The 18,914-nt window shown below is 73.9% G+C and carries 20 protein-coding genes; 10 read left to right on the top strand and 10 right to left on the bottom strand.

From position 1 onward, the window contains the following. The 5 genes from bioD to Q0963_RS05615 all read left to right on the top strand — a co-directional run bounded on the left by bioD (position 1) and on the right by Q0963_RS05615 (position 3,743). The gene (bioD, locus tag Q0963_RS05635; protein ID WP_299443915.1) at positions 1–714 is read left to right on the top strand and encodes a dethiobiotin synthase; all 714 of its coding nucleotides are present in this window, start codon (positions 1–3) and stop codon (positions 712–714) included. 70 nt (positions 715–784) lie between these two features. Beyond that, positions 785–1,294 carry a low molecular weight protein-tyrosine-phosphatase gene (locus Q0963_RS05630; protein ID WP_299443912.1) on the top strand — a complete coding sequence of 170 codons (510 nt, stop codon included), beginning with the start codon at positions 785–787 and terminating at the stop codon, positions 1,292–1,294. A gap of 68 nt (positions 1,295–1,362) precedes the next feature. Next, positions 1,363–2,811 (top strand): adenylosuccinate lyase, encoded by a 1,449-nt coding sequence (gene purB / locus Q0963_RS05625; RefSeq protein WP_299443909.1) that lies wholly within the window; start codon positions 1,363–1,365, stop codon positions 2,809–2,811. Beyond that, positions 2,808–3,287 (top strand): GNAT family N-acetyltransferase, encoded by a 480-nt coding sequence (locus Q0963_RS05620; RefSeq protein WP_299443906.1) that lies wholly within the window; start codon positions 2,808–2,810, stop codon positions 3,285–3,287. Before purB ends, Q0963_RS05620 begins: the two co-directional genes overlap by 4 nt. A gap of 51 nt (positions 3,288–3,338) precedes the next feature. Beyond that, complete coding sequence (locus Q0963_RS05615; protein WP_299443903.1) at positions 3,339–3,743, top strand: hypothetical protein; 405 nt, start codon at positions 3,339–3,341, stop codon at positions 3,741–3,743. A 291-nt stretch (positions 3,744–4,034) separates the two neighbouring features. Here the strand turns inward: Q0963_RS05615 and Q0963_RS05610 are convergent, their stop codons facing one another. Then, entirely contained in the window at positions 4,035–4,979 is a 945-nt protein-coding gene (locus tag Q0963_RS05610; protein ID WP_299443899.1) for an SIS domain-containing protein, read from the bottom strand. Between the two features lie 101 nt (positions 4,980–5,080). Here Q0963_RS05610 and Q0963_RS05605 point away from each other — a divergent pair, with 101 nt between their 5' ends. The 3 genes from Q0963_RS05605 (at position 5,081) to Q0963_RS05595 (ending at position 8,651) form a co-directional block, all read left to right on the top strand. After that, positions 5,081–5,881 carry a DeoR/GlpR family DNA-binding transcription regulator gene (locus tag Q0963_RS05605; RefSeq protein ID WP_299443896.1) on the top strand — a complete coding sequence of 267 codons (801 nt, stop codon included), beginning with the start codon at positions 5,081–5,083 and terminating at the stop codon, positions 5,879–5,881. A 126-nt stretch (positions 5,882–6,007) separates the two neighbouring features. Beyond that, entirely contained in the window at positions 6,008–6,322 is a 315-nt protein-coding gene (locus tag Q0963_RS05600; RefSeq protein ID WP_299443893.1) for a metal-sensitive transcriptional regulator, read from the top strand. A 1-nt stretch (position 6,323) separates the two neighbouring features. Next, a complete protein-coding gene (locus Q0963_RS05595) occupies positions 6,324–8,651 on the top strand; it encodes a cation-translocating P-type ATPase (RefSeq protein WP_299443890.1) in 2,328 nt (775 codons plus the stop codon). Positions 8,652–8,677: 26 nt separating this feature from the next. Here the strand turns inward: Q0963_RS05595 and Q0963_RS05590 are convergent, their stop codons facing one another. Together Q0963_RS05590 and Q0963_RS05585 are read right to left on the bottom strand one after the other, a co-directional pair. Further along, the gene (locus tag Q0963_RS05590) at positions 8,678–9,313 is read right to left on the bottom strand and encodes a VOC family protein (RefSeq protein ID WP_299443887.1); all 636 of its coding nucleotides are present in this window, start codon (positions 9,311–9,313) and stop codon (positions 8,678–8,680) included. A 96-nt stretch (positions 9,314–9,409) separates the two neighbouring features. After that, on the bottom strand, positions 9,410–10,216 hold the full coding sequence (locus tag Q0963_RS05585; RefSeq protein WP_299443884.1) for a TrmH family RNA methyltransferase: 807 nt from the start codon (positions 10,214–10,216) through the stop codon (positions 9,410–9,412). 81 nt (positions 10,217–10,297) lie between these two features. Here Q0963_RS05585 and Q0963_RS05580 point away from each other — a divergent pair, with 81 nt between their 5' ends. Continuing rightward, entirely contained in the window at positions 10,298–11,056 is a 759-nt protein-coding gene (locus Q0963_RS05580) for a phosphatase PAP2 family protein (protein WP_299443881.1), read from the top strand. A 7-nt stretch (positions 11,057–11,063) separates the two neighbouring features. Continuing rightward, positions 11,064–11,789, top strand: coding sequence for a phosphatase PAP2 family protein (locus tag Q0963_RS05575; RefSeq protein WP_299443878.1), 726 nt, complete (start codon positions 11,064–11,066; stop codon positions 11,787–11,789). Here the strand turns inward: Q0963_RS05575 and Q0963_RS05570 are convergent. From Q0963_RS05570 to Q0963_RS05540, 7 genes are all read right to left on the bottom strand, one after another. After that, on the bottom strand, positions 11,774–12,568 hold the full coding sequence (locus tag Q0963_RS05570; protein WP_299443875.1) for a DUF1206 domain-containing protein: 795 nt from the start codon (positions 12,566–12,568) through the stop codon (positions 11,774–11,776). The genes Q0963_RS05575 and Q0963_RS05570 overlap by 16 nt on opposite strands. 54 nt (positions 12,569–12,622) lie before the next feature. After that, positions 12,623–13,417, bottom strand: coding sequence for an HAD family hydrolase (locus tag Q0963_RS05565; protein ID WP_299443872.1), 795 nt, complete (start codon positions 13,415–13,417; stop codon positions 12,623–12,625). Between the two features lie 61 nt (positions 13,418–13,478). Beyond that, a complete protein-coding gene (locus Q0963_RS05560) occupies positions 13,479–14,702 on the bottom strand; it encodes an ABC transporter permease (protein WP_299443870.1) in 1,224 nt (407 codons plus the stop codon). Next, positions 14,702–15,583: an ABC transporter ATP-binding protein gene (locus tag Q0963_RS05555; protein ID WP_299443867.1), complete on the bottom strand. Its 882-nt coding sequence runs from the start codon at positions 15,581–15,583 to the stop codon at positions 14,702–14,704. The genes Q0963_RS05560 and Q0963_RS05555 overlap by 1 nt, the downstream gene beginning before the upstream one ends. Before the next feature lie 40 nt (positions 15,584–15,623). Then, positions 15,624–16,337 (bottom strand): response regulator transcription factor, encoded by a 714-nt coding sequence (locus Q0963_RS05550; RefSeq protein WP_299443864.1) that lies wholly within the window; start codon positions 16,335–16,337, stop codon positions 15,624–15,626. Continuing rightward, the gene (locus tag Q0963_RS05545; protein ID WP_299443860.1) at positions 16,334–17,731 is read right to left on the bottom strand and encodes a sensor histidine kinase; all 1,398 of its coding nucleotides are present in this window, start codon (positions 17,729–17,731) and stop codon (positions 16,334–16,336) included. The genes Q0963_RS05550 and Q0963_RS05545 overlap by 4 nt, the downstream gene beginning before the upstream one ends. Before the next feature lie 108 nt (positions 17,732–17,839). Continuing rightward, positions 17,840–18,286 (bottom strand): nitroreductase family deazaflavin-dependent oxidoreductase, encoded by a 447-nt coding sequence (locus Q0963_RS05540; RefSeq protein WP_299443857.1) that lies wholly within the window; start codon positions 18,284–18,286, stop codon positions 17,840–17,842. Positions 18,287–18,914: the final 628 nt, after the last annotated feature.

Raw genomic sequence — 18,914 nt, 5'->3', positions numbered from 1 at the left:
GTGTCCGACCCTCGTTCACTGCCGTCGGTCGTCCTCGTCACCGGGACCGGCACCGGGGTGGGCAAGACCGTCGTCACGGCGGCCCTGGCGGCTCTCGTGCGGGGCCGTGGCCCGGGCAGCGCCGCCACCGTCGTCAAGCCGACCCAGACCGGGCTGCTCCCGGGCGAGCCCGGCGACGTCGACGACGTGCGGCGGCTCGTGGGCGACGACCTGGAGACGCACGAGTTCGTCCGGCTCCGGGACCCCCTCTCGCCCGAGGCAGCGGCCCGCCGCGAGGGGGTGGCCCTGCCCCCGGTGGCGTCGCACGTCCGCCGGGTCACCGAGCTGGCCGCACAGACCGACGTCACTCTCGTCGAGGGGGCCGGCGGGCTGCTCGTGCGGCTCGACGGCCGGGGCGGCACGCTGGCCGACCTCGGGGCCGCCCTGCGCTACAAGGGACTGTCGTGCGGCGTCGTGCTCGTCGCCTCGGCGGGGCTCGGGGTGCTCAGCACCGCCGCCCTCACGGCCGAGGCCCTGGCCGCCCGGGACCTGCCGCTGATCGGCGTCGTCATCGGCTCCTGGCCGGCCGAGCCCGGGCTCGCCGAGACCGAGAACCTGCACGACCTGCCCCGGGTCACCGGCGCTCCGCTGTGGGGGCGCATCCCCGAGGGCGCGGGTGCCCTGTCGACGGCCGACTTCACGGCGGCCGTGCCCGGCTGGTTCGACATCACCTGACCCTTGACGGGCCCCGGCGCCACGGGACCCGGCCACGGGGGCGCGGACGGCGCTGGGGAGGATGGCGGCCATGAGCGAACGTCCCTACCGCATCACCGTCGTCTGCCACGGCAACATCTGCCGGTCCCCGATGGCCGCGTTCCTGCTGCGCGAGGCTTTCACCGACGCCGGGCTCGACGGGCTCGTCGAGGTCGACTCCGCCGGCACCTCGACCGAGGAGCTGGGCAACCCGGCGCACCCCCGGACCATCGCGACGCTCCGGCGGCACGGGCACCCCGACGTCGGCTGGGCCGACCACCGCGCCCGGCAGTTCCGGGCCGACTGGTTCGACGACGTCGACCTCGTCCTGGCCGCCGACCACCCGCACGCCGACCGGCTCGAGCGCCTCGCGAGGGACGCGGACGAGCGGGGGCGGATCCGGCTGCTCCGCTCCTTCGACCCCGAGGCGGCCGCGGCCGGGGAGCTGGGGATGGACGACCCCTGGTACGGCGGCGACGCCGAGTACGAGCAGACCTACGCCGAGATCGGGGCCGCGGTCCCCGGCATCGTCGAGCACGTCCGGCGAGCGCTGGACGCCTGACCGGGCGGGGTGCGCGGCGGCCGCGGGCCCGGGGACGAGGAGGGCGCCGACTCTGGGAGGATGGCGGCATGTCGAGCACGACCGATGCCGGATCCGGCCTGTCCCGCGCCACGAGCCTCGCCGACGTCGACCCGCAGATCGCCCTCGGGGCGCTGGACGGCCGGTACCGCGGGGTCGTCGCCCCGCTCGTCGACCACCTCTCCGAGCCCGCGCTCAACCGGGCCCGGGTGCACGTCGAGATCGAGTGGCTCATCCACCTCACCGAGCGCGAGGTCGTGCCCGGAGTGCGGCGGCTCACCGACACCGAGAAGGCCGCCCTCCGCGAGGTGGTCGCGTCCTTCGGCGCCGCCGAGATCACCGAGCTCGGCGACATCGAGCGGGTCACGCTGCACGACGTCAAGGCCGTCGAGTACTTCCTCAAGACCCGGCTGCGCGACATCGCCCCGGTCGACGAGGACGCCGGGCTCGCCGAGCTCATCCACTTCTGCTGCACGAGCGAGGACATCAACAACCTGTCCTACGCCGTCATGGTGCGCGGCGCGGTCCGCGACGTATGGCTCCCGCGGGCGGACGCGCTCGTCGCGAAGCTCACCGAGATGGCGCGCGAGCTCGCCGAGGTGCCGCTGCTGGCGCACACCCACGGGCAGCCGGCGACGCCGACGACGATGGGCAAGGAGCTCGCCGTCCTCGCATGGCGCCTGCGGCGGCAGCTGCGCCGCATCGAGGACGCGGAGTTCCTCGGCAAGCTCAACGGGGCCACCGGCACGTACGGCGCCCACCTGGCGGCCGTCCCCGGCGCCGACTGGGAGGACGTCAGCCGCTCCTTCGTCGAGCACCTCGGCCTCACCTGGAACCCGCTGACGACCCAGATCGAGAGCCACGACTGGCAGGCCGAGCTCTACGCCGACCTCGCCCGCTTCAACCGGGTGCTGCACAACATGTGCACCGACGTGTGGTCGTACATCTCGATGGGGTACTTCGCGCAGGTCCGCGGTCAGGGCACGGTCGGGTCGTCGACGATGCCGCACAAGGTCAACCCGATCCGGTTCGAGAACGCCGAGGCGAACCTCGAGGTGTCGAACGCGCTGCTCGACGTGCTGTCGGCGACCCTGGTGCAGAGCCGGCTCCAGCGCGACCTCACCGACTCCTCGATGCAGCGGAACATCGGGTCCGCCTTCGGGCACAGCCTCCTCGCCATCGACAACGCGCACCGCGGGCTCGACGGGCTCGACGCCGTCCCGGCCACGATGGCCGCCGACCTCGACGGGAACTGGGAGGTGCTCGGCGAGGCCGTCCAGTCGGCGATGCGCGCGCTCGGGGCCCAGGGCGTCCCCGGCATGGAGGAGCCGTACGAGCGGCTCAAGGAGCTGACCCGGGGCCGGCGCATCGGGCAGGACGACCTCGTGACGTTCGTCCGCGGGCTGGGGCTCCCCACCGAGGTCGAGGAGCGGCTCGCGGCGATGACCCCCGCCACGTACGTCGGCCTGGCCCCCGAGCTGGTCCGTCACCTGCCATGACCGCCGAGGCCGTGCCTGGGGTCGCCCTCGTTCGGGCGGACCCCGACGACCCGCGCGTCGCGGTCCTCGTCGACGAGCATCTCGCCGAGATGGAGCCGACGGCGCCGGCCTGCAGCCGTCACGCCCTGACGGTCGAGGAGTTCCGCGATCCGGCGGTGCGGCTGTGGGTGGCCGAGGCCGGCGGCGACCTCGTCGGGTCCGTGGCCCTGAAGGACCTGGGCGGGGGGCATCTCGAGCTGAAGACGATGCGGGTCAGCCCCGCCCTGCGCGGCACCGGGCTCGGGCGGGCGCTGCTGGTGCACGCGCTGGCCGAGGCGCGGGCGGGCGGCGCCGCCAGGGTCAGCCTCGAGACGGGCGCCGCGGAGGTGTTCGCGCCGGCCCGCGCGCTCTACCGCGCACACTCCTTCACCGACTGCGAGCCGTTCGGCGACTACCGCCCGGACCGGCACAGCGTCTTCCTCACCCTGGCCCTCTGAGCCCCGGACTCCCGTCGGCCGGTGCCCCGGTCGCTGTGGGAAGGTGGCCCCGTGGCGACCAACGACAGCAGGCCCGTCGACCGTGACGACATCGACGGCATCGCGATGGCCCTGCCCGAGGTGACCCGTGAGGGCACGGACGAGCTGCCCTCGTACGCGGTGCGCGGCAAGGCGTTCGTGCTCTGGCGGGGGCCCCGCAAGGACGCCGTGGACCCCGGGTCGGGCGAGCCGATGCCGGACGTCATCGCCATCGTCACCCCGGGCCCGGACGACAAGCAGGCCGTCCTCCAGCTCGGCGAGCCGTGGTTCACGACACCGCATTTCGACGGGTACGACTACGTGCTCGTCCGCGAGCGCGACCTCGAGATGCTCGACTACCTCGAGCTCGCCGAGATCATCACCGACGCCTGGGCGACCCGCGCGCCGAAGAAGCTCGTCAAGGAGCACCTCGGCTGAGCCCCGCAGGCAGGCCCCGTCGCCCCCTGCCGCCCCCGCCGCCCCGCCCACCTTGCTGCCGCTGCCCACCTTGCCGCCCCTGCCCACCTTGCCGCCCCTGCCCGTGCCCGTGCCCGTGCTGGCCCGCGTACCTGGAACGACCAATAGGTCACGCCACGTACGGGACGGGCCGTACCTGGCGTGACCTATCGGTCGATGTCGGGACGGGACGGGCCGTACCTGGCGTGACCTATCGGTCGATGTCGGGACGGATCGGGCCGTACCTGGCGTGACCTATTGGTCGATGTGGGGTCAGGCGTCCAGGACGACGCTGCGGGTCAGGTGTCGGGGTGCGTCCGGGTCGAGACCGCGCGCTGCGGCCAGGTCGGCCGCCAGTCGCTGGGCGAGGACGAGCTCGACGAGCGGGTCGTGCGTCGACTCCCGGACGGTCGCCCCGACGGACCGGACGTCGTCGGCCAGACCGTCGGGCACCGGCCCGAACACCCAGACGTGACTGCGCGCGCCGGCCACGGCGATCGGGCCGTGCCGGAAGTCCAGCGCCGGGTAGCTCTCGGCCCAGGCCTGAGCGGCCTCGCGGATCTTCAGGGCTGCCTCGTCGGCCAGGCCCTGGCACCAGCCGCGACCGAGGTACACGAAGTGCTCGAACGACGCCGGGTCCGGCCGGGTCGTCGCGAGCGCCGCCCGGCACTCGGCCGGGAGGTGGTCGACGCGCTCACCGAACGCCGCCCGGCCCAGGATGAGCACGGTCGTCGGGAACCGGGTCTGGACGACGGACTCCTCGTCGGCCTCGCCGAGCACGACCGTGTCGTCGGCGAGGTCCGCGACGGGCATGCCGTCGACGGCCGTGATCGCGACGACCCGGGGGCCCGCGTCCGCCGTCCGCAGCGCCCGCACCGCGTCGAGCACCTCGGTGGTCGTGCCCGAGCGGGTGATGGCGACGACCCGGTCCCACGGCCGGGCCGGGCCGACCTCGGAGGCGTACGCCCAGTCGGACTCACCGAGCCCCGCCGCCTCACGGAGCGTCGCGAGGGAGTGCGCGACGAAGGCGGAGGTGCCGCAGCCGATGAACAGGACCCGCTCGCCGGGCGCCGCGAGCAGCTCGGTGAGGGCCGCGGTGCGCTCGAGCACCCCGCGCCACACCTCGGGCTGGCTGTCGATCTCCCGCATCGTCGTCGTCCCGCCCGGGGTCGTCGCGGGAACGGAATCGGGGACCGAGGGCTGCATCGGGGTCGTCATGGGCCCATCCTCACGGCCGTGCGCCCGAGAACCGCACATTCGCGCAGGCGAACTGCGCGTTCGCGCACCGCCTGCCGCGCCGCTCTGGTGGACTGGAGGGGATGGACCCCCGCCCTGCACCCCGCCCCGACCCCGCGGTGTCGACCCGACGCAGCGACCGGCTGTCGGCGATCGTCGACGCCGTCACGGCCCGCGAGACGGTGCGGGTGGCCTCCCTCGCCACCGAGCTCGGGATGTCGCGCGCCTCGGTCCGCCGTGACCTCGCCGTCCTCGAGGCGCGCGGGCTTTTGCGCAGGATCCACGGCGGCGCGACCAGCCGCCCGGGCGCGGAACACCCGGTGCGGTACCGCGACACCCGCAACCGCGACGCCAAGGCCCGCATCGCCGCCGCGTGCGTCGAGGAGCTGCCCCGCCGCCCGATGGCGGTGGCGATCTCGGGCGGGACGACGACGACCGAGGTCGCGCGGCGGCTCGTGGGGCGCACCGAGCTGACGATCGTGACCAACGCGGTCAACATCGCCGTCGAGCTCGCGGCCCACCCCGGGATGAAGGTCATCGTCGCGGGCGGCACGATGCGCCCCGAGAGCTACGAGGCCGTCGGGCCGATGACCGACCGCTTCGTCGAGGGCCTGAACTTCGGGGTCACGATCATGGGCGTCGACGGCATCTCGGCCGCCGGGGGGCTCACGACGCACGATGCGGTCGAGGCCCGGACCGACCAGGGCCTGGCCGAGCGCTCGCAGCGGCTCATCGTCGTCGCCGACTCGACGAAGGTCGGGCGCGTCACGCTGTCGCAGATCGTCGCGGCCGCGCGCGCCACGGTGCTCGTCACCGACACCGCGGCCCCCGCCGACGAGGTCGACCGGCTCCGCCGGGCGGGGGTCGACGTCCGCCTCGTCTGAGCCCGCCCCACCGGCCGCGAGCACCACGGTCGACGTCCTCGTCCTGCGGCGAGGACGCGCCGTAGGATCCTGACGACCGCCCGCCCCGACTCGCCACCGGATACCCTAGGGGGGTACTATCTAGGCATGAGCGTCACGACCCCAGCCTCGGCGGTGACACCGCCCGGGTACAGCGACACCAAGGACGACCAGCTCAAGCGACTCCGACGGATCGAGGGCCAGATCCGCGGCATCGCCCGGATGGTCGAGAACGACGCCTACTGCATCGACGTCCTGACCCAGGTCAGCGCAGCCACCCGCGCGCTCCAGGCGGTCAGCGTCAACCTGCTCGAGGAGCACATCGCCCACTGCGTCGTCGACGCCGCCCGCGAGTCCGACGAGGCCGCGGCCGCGAAGGTCGGCGAGGTCACCGCTGCCGTCACGCGTCTGCTGAGGAGCTGACATGACCCAGACAGCGGACCGCCCCACGGGGGACGTGCACGAGGTCGACCTCGCGATCACCGGGATGACCTGTGCCTCGTGCGTCGCGCGGATCGAGAAGAAGCTCGAGCGGCTCGAGGGGGTCGACGCCCTCGTCAACCTCGCCACCGAGAAGGCCACCGTCCGCTGGACCGGGCCGGTCACCGTCGAGGACCTCCTCGCCACCGTCCGCGGCACCGGCTACGGCGCCGAGGTGGTCGGCGGCGCGGGGCCCGCCCTGCGCACCGTCGCCGACCGCCCCGGCACCGGCGCGCGCGACCACGCCGACGGCTCGGGAGCCACGCCCCCCACCCGCCGGGAGGACGCCGCGGAGGCGGACCGCGCCACGACGCCCGCGCCCTCCCCCGGCGCCGTCCGGATGGCCGACCTGCGCTCCCGGGCCCTCAGCGCCGCGACCCTCACCGTGCCCGTCGTGATCCTCGCGATGGTCCCGGGCGCCGATGTCCCCAACGAGGCGTGGGTCCAGCTCATCCTCGCGACGCCGGTCGTCCTCTGGGCCGGCCTGCCGTTCCACCGGGCCGCGCTCCAGGCGGCCCGACACCGGACCTCGACCATGGACACCCTCGTCTCGCTCGGGGTCCTCGCCGCCTACCTGTGGTCCCTGTCGGTCGTCGTCACCGGCAACGCCGGCGGGATGGGCATGGAGGGCTCGCACGTCTGGTTCGAGTCGGCCACCGTCGTCACCACGTTCCTCCTCTTCGGGCGCTGGATGGAGGCGCGCGCCACCGACCGCACCCGGGACGCCCTGCGCGGGCTGCTCGACCTCGGTGCGAAGGACGTCTCCGTCCTGCGCACCGACCCCGCGTCCGGCGCGACCATCGAGCGGCGCATCCCCGTCGACGAGCTCGCCGTCGGGCACCGCTTCGTCGTCCGGCCGGGTGAGAAGGTCGCGACCGACGGGGTGGTGCGCGACGGCTCCAGCGCCGTCGACGCCTCCCTCGTCACCGGCGAGTCCCAGCCCGTCGACGTACGCCCGGGCAGCGAGGTCACCGGCGGCACCGTCAACAGCACCGGCCGCCTCGTCGTCGAGGCCACCGCGGTCGGCCGCGACACCACGCTGGCCGGCATCACCCGGCTCGTCGAGCGCGCCCAGACGAGCAAGGCTCCCGTCCAGCGCCTCGCCGACCGGGTCTCGGCCGTCTTCGTGCCGATCGTGCTCGTCCTCGCGGCGCTGACCTTCACCGGCTGGTGGATCGGCACCGGCGACCCGGTGCGCGCCCTCGAGGTCGCCATCACCGTGCTCGTCATCGCCTGCCCGTGCGCCCTCGGCCTGGCGACGCCGACCGCCCTGCTCGTCGGCACCGGGCGCGGCGCCCGGCTCGGCATCCTCATCAAGGGCGCGGACGTCCTCGAGGACACCCGGCGGGTCGACACCATCGTCCTGGACAAGACCGGGACCGTGACGACCGGCGAGATGGCCCTCGTCGGCGTCGTCACCGCCGGCCGGCTCCTCAAGGACCAGGCGCTGCGGGCCGCCGCCGCCGTCGAGGACGCCAGCGAGCACCCCGTCGCCCGGGCCGTCGTCACGGCTGCGCGGCGCCGCGCCCTCGAGGTGCCCGCCGCCACCGACTTCGAGTCCCTGCCCGGGGCCGGGGCCCGCGCCGACGTCAACGGCACCGTCGTCACCGTGGGGCGCGCCGACCTCTTCGACGAGGTCCCCCGCGAGATCGCGCGCCCCGACGCGGAGGGCACGACGGTCTGGGTCGGCTGGGGTGGCCGGGCCCGTGCCGCGCTCACCGTCTCCGACACGGTGCGCCGCAGCTCCGCCCGGGCGGTGCGTGACCTCACCGAGGCCGGCCTCACGACGTACCTGCTCACCGGCGACCACGACCGCGCGGCCCTCACCGTCGCCCGGGACGTCGGCATCCCGGTGGGCCGGGTCGTCGCCGACGTGCGGCCCGACGCCAAGCACGCGATGATCGCCGACCTGCAGCGGAAGGGTCACGTCGTGGCGATGGTCGGCGACGGCGTCAACGACGCGGCCGCGCTGGCGCAGGCGGACCTCGGGATCGCGATGGGCAGCGGCACCGACGTCGCGGCGGGTGCGGCCGACATCGTCCTGCTCCGCTCGGAGCTGCCCGCCGTCGTCGAGGCGATGGCGCTGTCGAAGGCGACCCTGCGCACCATCCGGCAGAACCTCGTGTGGGCGTTCGGCTACAACGTGGCCGCCATCCCGCTCGCGGTCGGCGGAGTGCTCAGCCCGATGGTGGCCGGCGGTGCGATGGCCGCCTCCAGCGTGCTCGTCGTGACGAACAGCCTGCGGCTGCGGCGGTGGGCCCCCCGCGGCTGACGCCGCATCCCCCGACCCCGGGTGGATCAGATGACGACTTCGCCCTGGGGGGTCTCGAAGGTGACGGACATGAGCCCGGGGGTGCCGTGCGGCGAGACGAACGAGAAGCCGATGACCGACGAGGTGTAGTCGGCGGGAAGGCCCAGCCACTCACGGACCCGGTCGGGGTCGCCGGCGATGGTCAGCGACTCGATGGTGACGTCGGTGTGGGCGTCCTCGGAGGGGTGCGGGACCCCACCCTCCCAGGCGACGAAGAACGGCAGCTGCGGGTCGGCCATGAGGCCCCTGACCCCGAGCTGCTTCCAGCGGAGCTCGACCCCGTCGGGCCGGTGCCGGTTGCCCTGCACGGCCTCGCGGCCGAGACGGGCCTCCTGCTCGGCGATGTCGTCGACGCGGACGACCCAGCCGAGCCAGCCCCCGCCGGCCTCGGAACGAGCACGGACGGCCTGGCCGAACGGCGCCTTGTCGGCGGCGGGGTGCTCGAGCACCTCGACGACCTCGACGTAGCGCTCGTGGGCCAGCGGGAGGATGACGTTCCGCGTCCCGAAGCGCGGGTGGACTCCCCCGTCGACCGGCTCGACGCCGATCAGCTTCGCGAGGCGTGCAGCCGTCGCGTGCACGCCATCGTGCTCAGCCGCGTAGACAACATGGTCAACTCGCATGCCGTTCATCGTCGCACACGCCAGCAGGTGCTCCGGACACCGGTCCTGGCCCCGCGGAGGGCTGTGCGCCCCCCTTTCACAGGGGCCCCACCTGCCTCAGGAACCGCGCTGACGGACGGCCTCGTAGACGACGATCGCGGCCGAGACGCCGGCGTTGAGCGAGTTGACCCGGCCCGCCATCGGGATGCGGACGCGGACGTCGGCCCCGGCGAGCGCCGCGTCGCTGAGCCCGGTCTTCTCGGTGCCGACCGCGATCGCGACGGCACCGCGGTAGTCGGCCTCGGTGTGGAGCAGGTCGGTGTCGGGGGTCGTGGCGACGAGCCGGACGTCGTGGTCGCTGAGCCAGTCCAGGACGTCCCCGAGCGGGGCGGACGCGACCGGCACCGAGAAGACGGTCCCCTTGCTCGCCCGGACGACGTTCGGGTTGCCCCAGTCGGTGGCCGCGTCGGCGGCGACGACCGCCGCCACCCCGGCGGCCTCCGCGCTGCGCAGCACCGAGCCGAGGTTGCCCGGCTTCTCGAGGCCTTCGACGACGACGACGAGGGGGTCCGGCGGCAGCCGTAGCGACCGTAGCGGGACGCCCGCCACCGGCACGACGGCGAGGAAGCCGTCGGGCCCCTCGCGGTAGGCGACCTTCTCGAAGGCGGCCCGCCCGCACCGGATCGTGCCGGCGCCGAGGGTGCGAACCCGCTCGACGAGGGCGCCCTGCGTGGCGGGGTCCGCCATCAGCTCGGGGCAGTGCAGCAGGGTGTGCGGGACGACGCCCGCCTCGACCGCGAGGGCCAGCTCGTCGTACCCGTCGACGACGGTCAGGCCCTGCTCCTCGCGGGCACGCCGGCGACGCAGCGCCGTCACCGCCTTGAGGCGGGGGTTGGTCGCGGAGGTGATGTGCAGCTCGGCCATGGCGCGCACAGCATCCCACGCGGACGCGTCCGGCCCGGGCGTGCGCCGCCATGCCGCCGTACCGTGCGGTAGAAATACCCGGTGACCAGCACCGGCGCCGCCTCCTCCCGCCGTCGCGGCCGGCGGCTCGGCCGGGCCGCGGTGTACGCCCTGGTCACCGGGGCGGTCCTCTTCGGGGTCGGCTTCCTGGTCCGCAGCAGGTGGGACCCCCTCATCGCGCTCGACGACCGCGTCATCGGGGCCCTCACCGCGGTGACCCGGTCGAGCCCGGGCTTCCGGGACGCCCTCATCCTCTGGCAGGAGGCGACCCGGCCGATCCTGCTCCACACCGCCGGGACCCTCCTGTGCCTCTGGGTCTGGCTGGGCCGCGGGATGCGCACCCGGGCCTGGTGGGCGTTCGCCACCCTCATGGTGTCGTGGGCGGTCGGGCTCGGCGCCAAGTACCTGTTCCAGCGCGCGCGCCCCATCGTCGAGGACCCCGTGTCGGAGGCACCGGGCTTTTCCTTCCCCTCGGGCCACGCGCTGAACTCGGCCGCCTTCACGGTCACGGTCATCATCCTCGTGTGGCCCATCGTCACCAGTCGGGTGGCTCGCAGCGTGATGGTCGCCGTGGGCGCGGCCGTCGTCCTGGCCACGGCCCTGGACCGCGTCTTCCTCGGTGTGCACTACCCCAGCGACGTCACGGTCGGCGTGCTCACCGGGGCGGGTCTCGTCCTCGCGTCCTACGCCGGGTACTCGAACTGGCGGCCCACCGACCCGGAGCCCGCGCACGACCCCGACCTCTCCACCGACACCGGCGCCGACCCCGACGTCGTCGACGACCGCCACGCCTCCCGCTAGGAGCACCATGTCCTTCCTCACCCGCTGGGACGACACCTCGCGTCCGTCGTTCACCGCCGCGCTCCGGGACGCGGCCGTGCGCGCACTGCTCCCCGGTCTCGGGCTCTTCGCGGCCATCGTCGCCATCGGGTTCGTCATCACCGGGCCGCTGCGTGGGCTCGAGGGCGAGAACGACCTCAACCGCTGGTTCCAGGAGCGGCGCACCGCCACCGGGGAGTCCATCACCCTCGTCATGTCGTCGATGGGCAACACCGAGTACGTCATCGGGGTGGCGGTGCTCGTCGCGCTGCTCGTCCTGTGGCGCACGAAGGCCTGGTGGTTCGCCGTCGTCCCGCTCCTGGCGATCTCGCTGCAGGCGACCTTCTTCGTCGTCGCGGCGTGGATCGTCGGTCGCAGCCGGCCCAACGTGGAGCGGCTCGACCCCACCCCGCCGACGTCCAGCTACCCGAGCGGCCACGTGGGCGCCTCGACCGCGCTCTACGTCGCGTTCGCCCTGATGGCGACCCGCATCGAGAACGTCGTCGCGCGACGGGTCCTCGTCGTGCTGTGCATCCTCGTGCCGCTCGCGGTGTCCTACGCCCGGCTGTACCGGGGCGCCCACCACCTGACCGACGTGCTCGTCGGCCTCGTCAACGGCGTCGTGTGCGCGCTGCTCGCCTGGCGGTACCTGCGCCGTGACGCGCACGAGGCGCCCGCGGCCGACGCCGCGGACCGGGCTCAGAGCCGGACGTAACGCGCCCGCGCGAAGGAGTAGATGCCGTAGCCGGCGAGGCCCGCGGCGACGACGGTGAGGATGACCGGCCCGCCGGTCATGTCCTTGAGCGCCTTGAGCGCCCCGTCGAGACCCTTGGCGTCCTCCGGGTCGGAGGTCCACGCGGCGACGAGGAAGAACCCGCCGACGATCATCAGCGCGACGCCCTTGGCGATGTAGCCGGCGCGGCCGGCGTGGACGGCCCAGGTCCCGGGGTGCTCGCGCAGGTCCTCGAGGAAGGCCTTCGTCCAGCCCTTGTGCACGTGGTAGCCCGCGACCCCGAGGACGACGAGCCCGACGATGCCGACGAGCACCTGGCCGGCCGGGTTGCTCATGAGCTTCTGGGTGAAGTCGTCGGTCTGCTGCTCACCCCCACCGGAGCCGCCGAGGGCGGCGACCCGGAACGTGGTGAACGCGAAGAAGGCGTACATGATGCCCTTGGCCACGAGCTTGAGCCGGTCGAACGCCTCCCCGTGGCTGATCGCCCCCTCGGTGATGTTCCACAGCGCGAGCAGGGCGAAGCCACCGACGCCGACCCACAGCAGGAGGGCGCCACCGGTGGTGCTGGAGATGGTGGACAGCGCCCCGGCCGAGTCCGCGTTCTTCGAGCCGCCGCCGATGCCCCACGCCACCTTGACCGCGATGTACGCGATGAGCAGATGCAGCGCACCGAGCACCGCGAAGCCGGTCCGCGCCCCCCACTCGACGGCCTTGCTGTCGTTGGCCTCACGGGTGGCTTGGCGGACGTCCTGGCTGCTCATGGGTGCACCCTGCCACCAGCGGAGCCGCGCCGTCGAGATCCGGACGGAGCAACCTCAGAGCAGGGACCGCAGCACGTCGACGAGCCCGTGGTCGTCGACGTCGCCGGTGACCTCGTCGGCGACGGCCTTGACCTCGTCCGGCGCGTTGCCCATCGCCACCCCGCGGGCCGCCCACTCGAGCATCTCGATGTCGTTGCGCTGGTCCCCGACGGCGATGGTGGCTGCCGGCTCGATCCCGAGCCGGCGCCGGACGGCCTCGAGGGCCGCCGCCTTCGAGACGCCCTCGGGTGTGATGTCGAGCCAGGCGCTCCACCCGACGGCGTACTCGACACCGTGCAGGCCGATGCGGTCGGTCTGGGCGAGGAACTCCTCGCTCGTGCTGTCGGGGTCGCGGATCGTGAGGCGGGTGACCGGGCAGGCCATGAGCTCCTCGAACGGGACGACCTGGGGCGTGCCGTCGAGCTCGCCGGTGGGGAAGGGCGCCGACACCTTGAAGCCGACGCCGAGCTCCTCGACGGCCACGAGCGCGGTCGGGAACTCGCGGCGCAGGACCCGCAGCGCCGGGGCCGGGTCGAACGTGACGGCCTCGAGCACCTGGTAGCGCGCCTCGTGCCGCGGGTCCAGCCGCAGCGTCACGGCCCCGTTGGAGCAGACGACGAAGCCCGTCGTGATGCTCAGGGAGTCCAGGACCGGCAGCGTGCCGACGATGGCCCGACCGGTGGCGAAGGTGACGTGGTGCCCGGCGTCGACGACGGCACGCACGGCCTCGCGGACGGGTTCGTGGAGGTGGCCGTCGTGGTCGACGGTCGTGCCGTCGATGTCGAGGCAGACCAGGTGTGGGGTTCTCATCGCTCCCCACGCTACCGACGCCGGGTGAACAGGCGGTGCGTCCCCCGCCTCGAGCGGTCGGTCACTCCGGGGCGGACCAGGCCTGCCGGACCGACAGCTTCCCGCTCGTCTGCAGCAGCGAGCGCCGGTACAGCCGCTCCGCGACGGTGACGACGGCGCCGGCCGCGGCCAGCAGGAGCCCGAGCGCGAGCACCGCCTCCCACCACTGCGCGGTGCCCTCGAGCAGCCGGGTCGGCATGAGCACGGCCGAGAACGGCGGGATGTACGACGCGACGAGCTTGGCGGTCCCGTCGAGGAACAACGACCCGAAGAACACGGCCAGGACCAGCATCGTCAGCGGCGTGGACGTGCTCTGGATCTCCTCGGTCCGCGACGCGAGCGCCCCGGCCACCGCCCAGAGCGCCGCGAACCCGGCGACGAAGAACACGAGGAACCAGACGACCGGGCCGCTGACGGCCGGGACGAGCGCGGAGTACGGCGTCAACGACAGCCCGAGCAGGCCGACGCCGGCGAACAGCACCATCTGCGTCACGGCGAGCATGCTGTTCCCGACGATCTTGCCGACGAGCAGCTGGCGCACCGGGATGGAGGTCGCGATGATCTCGACGATCCGCGACTGCTTCTCCTCGACGACGCTGTTGGCGAGGGTGATCCCGAAGGTCAGCGTCGCGATGTAGAAGAGGAACGCGAAGGCGAACGCGACGCCGGCGGCGAGGCCGGCCCGCTCCGCGTCGCCGCTCAGCAGCGTGGTCGTCACGGCCCCGCCGGCCTCCAGCTGCTCGACCGTCGTCCCCAGCCCGCTCGCCTGCTGCTCCAGGGCGGCCTGCCGTACGACCTGCCGGACGACGGCGGTCAGCGAGCCCTGCTCCTCCCGGTCGGTGGTCAGCACCCAGCCGTCGTCGGCACGATGCAGCCAGGCGTCCGCCTCGCCGTCGCTGACGGCCGCGCGGGCCGCCGCAGCGTCGGGCACGTCGCCGATCTCGACCGCGACGGTGTCGTCGAGGTCGCCCGCCTCGGCCGACACCCGTTCCACCATCGGCCGGTCGGCGGCGGTGGCCGCCACGGTGTACGTCGTCGCTTGGCCCGCGGACCAGGCCTGCCAGCCCATGAAGCCGGCGATGACCACGAGGGTCACGACCGTCCCGAGCACGAACGCGCGGTCGGTGAGCTTGACGACGACCTCGCGGCGCGCGACGAGAGCCCAGGGCGCGTGGCCGTCGCGGGCCTCCGGCGGCGCGGGCAGGCCGGCGTTCGTCGGGTCGGCCGGGGCGTGGGTCGTGGCCATCAGGCCGCCACCTCTCGGTAGATGTCGGACAAGGCTGGGCGCACGGGCGTGAACTCGAGCACCGCACCGCGCGCCGACGCGGCACGGAGCACCGCCTGCTCGGCGCCCGGGTCGAGCACCTCGACGAGGGCGTGGCGCCCGTCGACGTCGACGACGTGGAGCCCGGGGACGTCCCGGACCCACCCCGCGTCGTGCTCGAGAGTCAGGCGGTAGCGGACCGGCCCCCCGGACCGCAGCTCCTCGGCGTCGCCGCTGGCGACGACCCGGCCGCGGGCGAGGATGACGAGGCGGTCGCAGAGCCGCTCGACGAGGTCGAGCTGGTGGCTCGAGAAGAGCACCGGCACTCCCGAGGCGGCGTGCTCCCGCAGCAGGTCGGCCATCGAGTCGACGGCCGTCGGGTCGAGCCCCGAGAACGGCTCGTCGAGGACGAGGGCGACCGGGTCGTGGAGCAGCGCGGCCACCACCTGGACCCGCTGCTGGTTGCCGAGGCTCAGCTCCTCGAGCCGGGCGGTCGTCCGGTCGGCGAGGCCGAACCGCTCGAGGTGGGCCTGCGCGCCGCGGCGGGCTGCCGTCGCCGACATCCCCTTCAGCTGGCCGAGGTACACGAGCTGGTCGAGCACCCGCTGCTTGGGGTACAGGCCGCGCTCCTCGGGCATGTAGCCGAAGCGCCGCTGGTCCGTCGCCGTGATGGGGCGGCCCTGCCAGCGCACCTCGCCCGCGTGCCGGCCGAGCACGCCCATGACCATCCGCATCGTCGTCGTCTTGCCCGCACCGTTGCCGCCGACGAAGCCGGTGAGGGCGCCGTCGCGGACGTCGAACGAGACACCGTCGACGGCGGTGACGTCACCGAACCGGCGGGTGAGGCCGCTGATCTCCAACATGCCGCCGACGCTACGGCCGGGGCGGCGGGAACGGATCCGCCTACGGGCTGATCTGGCCCTCGTCCGGGGTGATGAGCCCGCACTCGTGCGCCAGGACCACCGCCTGCACCCGGTCCCGCACATGCAGCTTCGCGAGGCAGCTGGAGACATGCGTCTTCACGGTCGCCTCGCCGAGGAACAGCGTGGCCGCGATCTCGGCGTTCGACAGCCCTCGCCCCATGAGGACGAGCACCTCACGCTCGCGCTCGGTGAGGCGGCGCAGGCCGTCGGGCTCCGGCCGCGGTGGCGCCGAGCGCTCCCCGGTCATCCGCTCGATGACGCGCCGGGTCACCTGCGGGGCGAGGATGCCGGACCCGGAGCCGACGACCCGGACCGCGTCGAGCAGCTGCTCGGGCTCGGCGTTCTTGAGGAGGAAGCCGCTGGCGCCCGCCTGCAGCCCGTCGAAGAGGTAGTCGTCGCGGTCGAAGGTCGTGAGGATGACGACGCGCCCGAGGTCCTCGGCGACGATGCGGCGGGTGGCCTCGATGCCGTCGAGGACGGGCATCTGCACGTCCATGAGGACGACGTCGGGGCGGGTGGCCCGGGCCACGACGACCGCCTCGGCGCCGTTGGCCGCCTCGCCGACGACCTCGACGTCGTCCTCCACCGACAGCATCATCGCGAAGCCGGAGCGCACCATGGCGTGGTCGTCGACGAGCAGCACCCGCAGCGGATCGGAGCGGCCCGGCGGCACGTCGCCCTGCTGCTCCGTCATCGGGTGCCTCCGCGGACCCGGCTGGCGAGCCCGGAGGCCGGCCCGGGAGCCGGTGCGGCGGCCCCGACCCAGGGGTAGCGGACGCGGACCCGGTACCCGCCGGTCGGGCGCGGCCCGATCTCGACGGTGCCGCGGTGCGATGCGGCCCGCTCGCGGATGCCGAGCTGGCCGAGGCCGCTGCCGGACGAGCCGGTGCGCGCCCGGCCGTCGTCGACGACCTCGACCTCGGCGAAGCCCGCCGGCCCCTCGTCGAGGCGGACGACGACGGAGACGCGGGCGGCGGTCGAGTGCTTCTCGACGTTGGTCAGGGCCTCCTGGACCGTGCGGTGGATGGACTGTGCGAGCGGCGGGCCGAGCCGGTCGGCGGCCCCGGGGCTGTTCTCGACGAGGTCGTAGCCGACGTGCCGGCGGGGGGTGCGGCAGGCCTCGACGAGCACGGGGATCTCGCCGAGCCCGGGCTGCGGCGCGCGGTCGGTCTCGACCGGCCCGGCCCGCTCGCTGCCGCGCAGCGTCCCGAGGAGCCCGCGCATCGACGAGACCGCCTCCCGCGAGGACCCCTCGATGCCCTCGAGCGCGGCGCGGGTGGCGTCGGGGTCGCGGTCCATCACCCGGCGCGCGGCGGCGGCCTGGATGCCGATGACCGAGACGTGGTGGGCCACGACGTCGTGGAGCTCCCGAGCGATCCGCAGCCGCTCCTCGGTGACGGCGCGGGTGCGCAGCGCGGTGGCCTGCGCGGTGATGGTGCTCGCCTGGTCCTCCAGCTGGGCACGGTCGCGGGCGCTGCGCCAGAGCATCTGGCCGAAGATGACGGCTCCGCCGAAGTACACGACGTTGATGACCACGGTCAGCAGGACGGCCGCCGGGATCGCCGGGACGAGGCCGGGCCGGGTCCTGCCCTGCTGCTCGTCGACGAAGTCCTGGGCCGCGCTGCCGATGGCGAACTGCAGCGCGATCCAGGTGAACATCACGACGACGATCGCGCCGACGACCACGAGCATCCAGCGCCGGTCGCGGGCCCAGGCCACGCCGGAGAGGATGGCGACGAAGTAGACGACCTGGAGCGTGACCTGGCCCATGACCATCGGCATCGTGATGCCGACGACGAGCATGTGCAGGGCCGCGAGCCCGGCGACGGCGACGGGCCGGCGACGGCGCCCCACGAGCAGGGCCGCCCCGCTGAGAACGGCGATCCACTGCACCCACCACGGCAGGGTGACCTCGTCCAGGGCCCCGACGCTGCGGACGAGCTCGAGCGCGACGAGCCCGAAGCCGGCGATGCCGGCGGCCAGCAGCACGTCGGCGCGGCCCACCGGCGGGGAGGGACGCACCCAGGGGTCCTCGACGCCGAACCAGCGCCCCAGACGGGCGAGGGCGGAGCGCGCGGCGGTGGCCATGGACTCAGCGTAGGTTCCGCGGTGGGCGCGCCCCCTCCCCCTGAGGGTGGACGGCTGCTCCGCCGCATCGGGGAGCTGGTGGCGAGGCGCCAAGGGCCACCTCCGGGTCTACTCCAGGCGGTCCAGCCGGAAGACCGGGTGTCGCGCAGCCTCCGCGGCGAAGTCGGGCAGGGCCGAGCCCGGCGCCACGTCGAAGAACGGCCGCACGACGGCGACCTCGGCGACGTACTGCTTCAGCACTGGTGCGGCGTCGCCTGGTTCCAGCTCGGCCACGGCGCAGGTCTCGGTGTGGCGGCCCCTGCGCAAGGTGACCTGACCCAGGGATCGCGCGTTGTGCACCCAGCCCACGGGGCCGTACGGGGCCACGAGGAACCGCCCGTCGGCGTTCTCGAGCAGGGTGACGGGGGTGGTCCGTGCCACGCCACTCTTGCGGCCCACGGTGGTCAGCAGGTAGCTGTGGCGAGGCGCCGCTCCGACGCGGATCAGCATTGCCATGAGCCGGTTCGCGAACCGTCGAGCAGGGCTGAGGTGGTACTTCGGGGTCTTGGTACCCACAGGGCGAGTATGGAGGCGCGTCTGCCGGGATCGCCAGCCCTCGGTCGACGGCTCGGCGCCGGCCAGCGCGAGCAGTCCGGTTCAGCGCAGCCGTCCCGCGGCGTCGTCAGCTCCCGAGGAACCCGATCCGGTCGACGAGCCACGCCAGAGCCTTCTTCAGCGCACGTCCTGGAACGCGCAGCCGCGTCGAACTTCGAGAAGATGCGACTGACCCGGACGAGGGGTCGACCCCATCCCCGGTGGGTCCGCGGTCGCTCATGCCCCGATCATGCACGTGCTGCGGGTAGCGAGGGCCGCAATTGCCGCTGACGGGCGGCGGCTGGCGGCGATGGGACTCAGCTCGTGATCGGCTGATCTACCAGCCGGCGTTGCGCGTCATGAACTCCATGTCCGTGTTGCGGCCGCCCTCCGGGTCCGGTGGGGGGTCGACGACTTGGGTGGTCACCATGTCCTGCGGGAGCACCCGAGGCACATCAACGCGTACTCGTTCCTCGAGGCTCTGCCGGTCAGCGCTTGTTCCTCGACCGGCCCCGTCCGTCCCGCTCATGCCCACCACCTCCGGTCTGGATTATGCCCGCGGTCGTGATCTGCACGCGATACCAGGAGCGCCGGTCTTCCCCTTGCCCTG

Origin of the sequence: uncultured Phycicoccus sp. (genome assembly GCF_947495705.1) — a bacterium.
Classification (GTDB): domain Bacteria; phylum Actinomycetota; class Actinomycetes; order Actinomycetales; family Dermatophilaceae; genus Phycicoccus.
This window is presented reverse-complemented; position numbering and strand designations above follow the sequence as displayed.

Excerpts from the sequence above, each read along its gene's own strand:
- Q0963_RS05590 (WP_299443887.1), bottom strand. The coding sequence starts at position 9,313 with ATGCGAGTTGACCATGTTGTCTACGCGGCTGAGCACGATGGCGTGCAC.
- Q0963_RS05560 (WP_299443870.1), bottom strand. The coding sequence starts at position 14,702 with ATGGCCACGACCCACGCCCCGGCCGACCCGACGAACGCCGGCCTGCCC.
- purB (WP_299443909.1), top strand. The coding sequence starts at position 1,363 with ATGTCGAGCACGACCGATGCCGGATCCGGCCTGTCCCGCGCCACGAGC.
- Q0963_RS05565 (WP_299443872.1), bottom strand. The coding sequence starts at position 13,417 with ATGAGAACCCCACACCTGGTCTGCCTCGACATCGACGGCACGACCGTC.
- Q0963_RS05595 (WP_299443890.1), top strand. The coding sequence starts at position 6,324 with ATGACCCAGACAGCGGACCGCCCCACGGGGGACGTGCACGAGGTCGAC.
- Q0963_RS05610 (WP_299443899.1), bottom strand. The coding sequence starts at position 4,979 with ATGACGACCCCGATGCAGCCCTCGGTCCCCGATTCCGTTCCCGCGACG.
- Q0963_RS05550 (WP_299443864.1), bottom strand. The coding sequence starts at position 16,337 with ATGACGGAGCAGCAGGGCGACGTGCCGCCGGGCCGCTCCGATCCGCTG.
- Q0963_RS05575 (WP_299443878.1), top strand. The coding sequence starts at position 11,064 with ATGTCCTTCCTCACCCGCTGGGACGACACCTCGCGTCCGTCGTTCACC.
- Q0963_RS05620 (WP_299443906.1), top strand. The coding sequence starts at position 2,808 with ATGACCGCCGAGGCCGTGCCTGGGGTCGCCCTCGTTCGGGCGGACCCC.
- Q0963_RS05630 (WP_299443912.1), top strand. The coding sequence starts at position 785 with ATGAGCGAACGTCCCTACCGCATCACCGTCGTCTGCCACGGCAACATC.
- Q0963_RS05570 (WP_299443875.1), bottom strand. The coding sequence starts at position 12,568 with ATGAGCAGCCAGGACGTCCGCCAAGCCACCCGTGAGGCCAACGACAGC.
- Q0963_RS05585 (WP_299443884.1), bottom strand. The coding sequence starts at position 10,216 with ATGGCCGAGCTGCACATCACCTCCGCGACCAACCCCCGCCTCAAGGCG.
- Q0963_RS05605 (WP_299443896.1), top strand. The coding sequence starts at position 5,081 with ATGGACCCCCGCCCTGCACCCCGCCCCGACCCCGCGGTGTCGACCCGA.
- Q0963_RS05600 (WP_299443893.1), top strand. The coding sequence starts at position 6,008 with ATGAGCGTCACGACCCCAGCCTCGGCGGTGACACCGCCCGGGTACAGC.
- Q0963_RS05545 (WP_299443860.1), bottom strand. The coding sequence starts at position 17,731 with ATGGCCACCGCCGCGCGCTCCGCCCTCGCCCGTCTGGGGCGCTGGTTC.
- Q0963_RS05555 (WP_299443867.1), bottom strand. The coding sequence starts at position 15,583 with ATGTTGGAGATCAGCGGCCTCACCCGCCGGTTCGGTGACGTCACCGCC.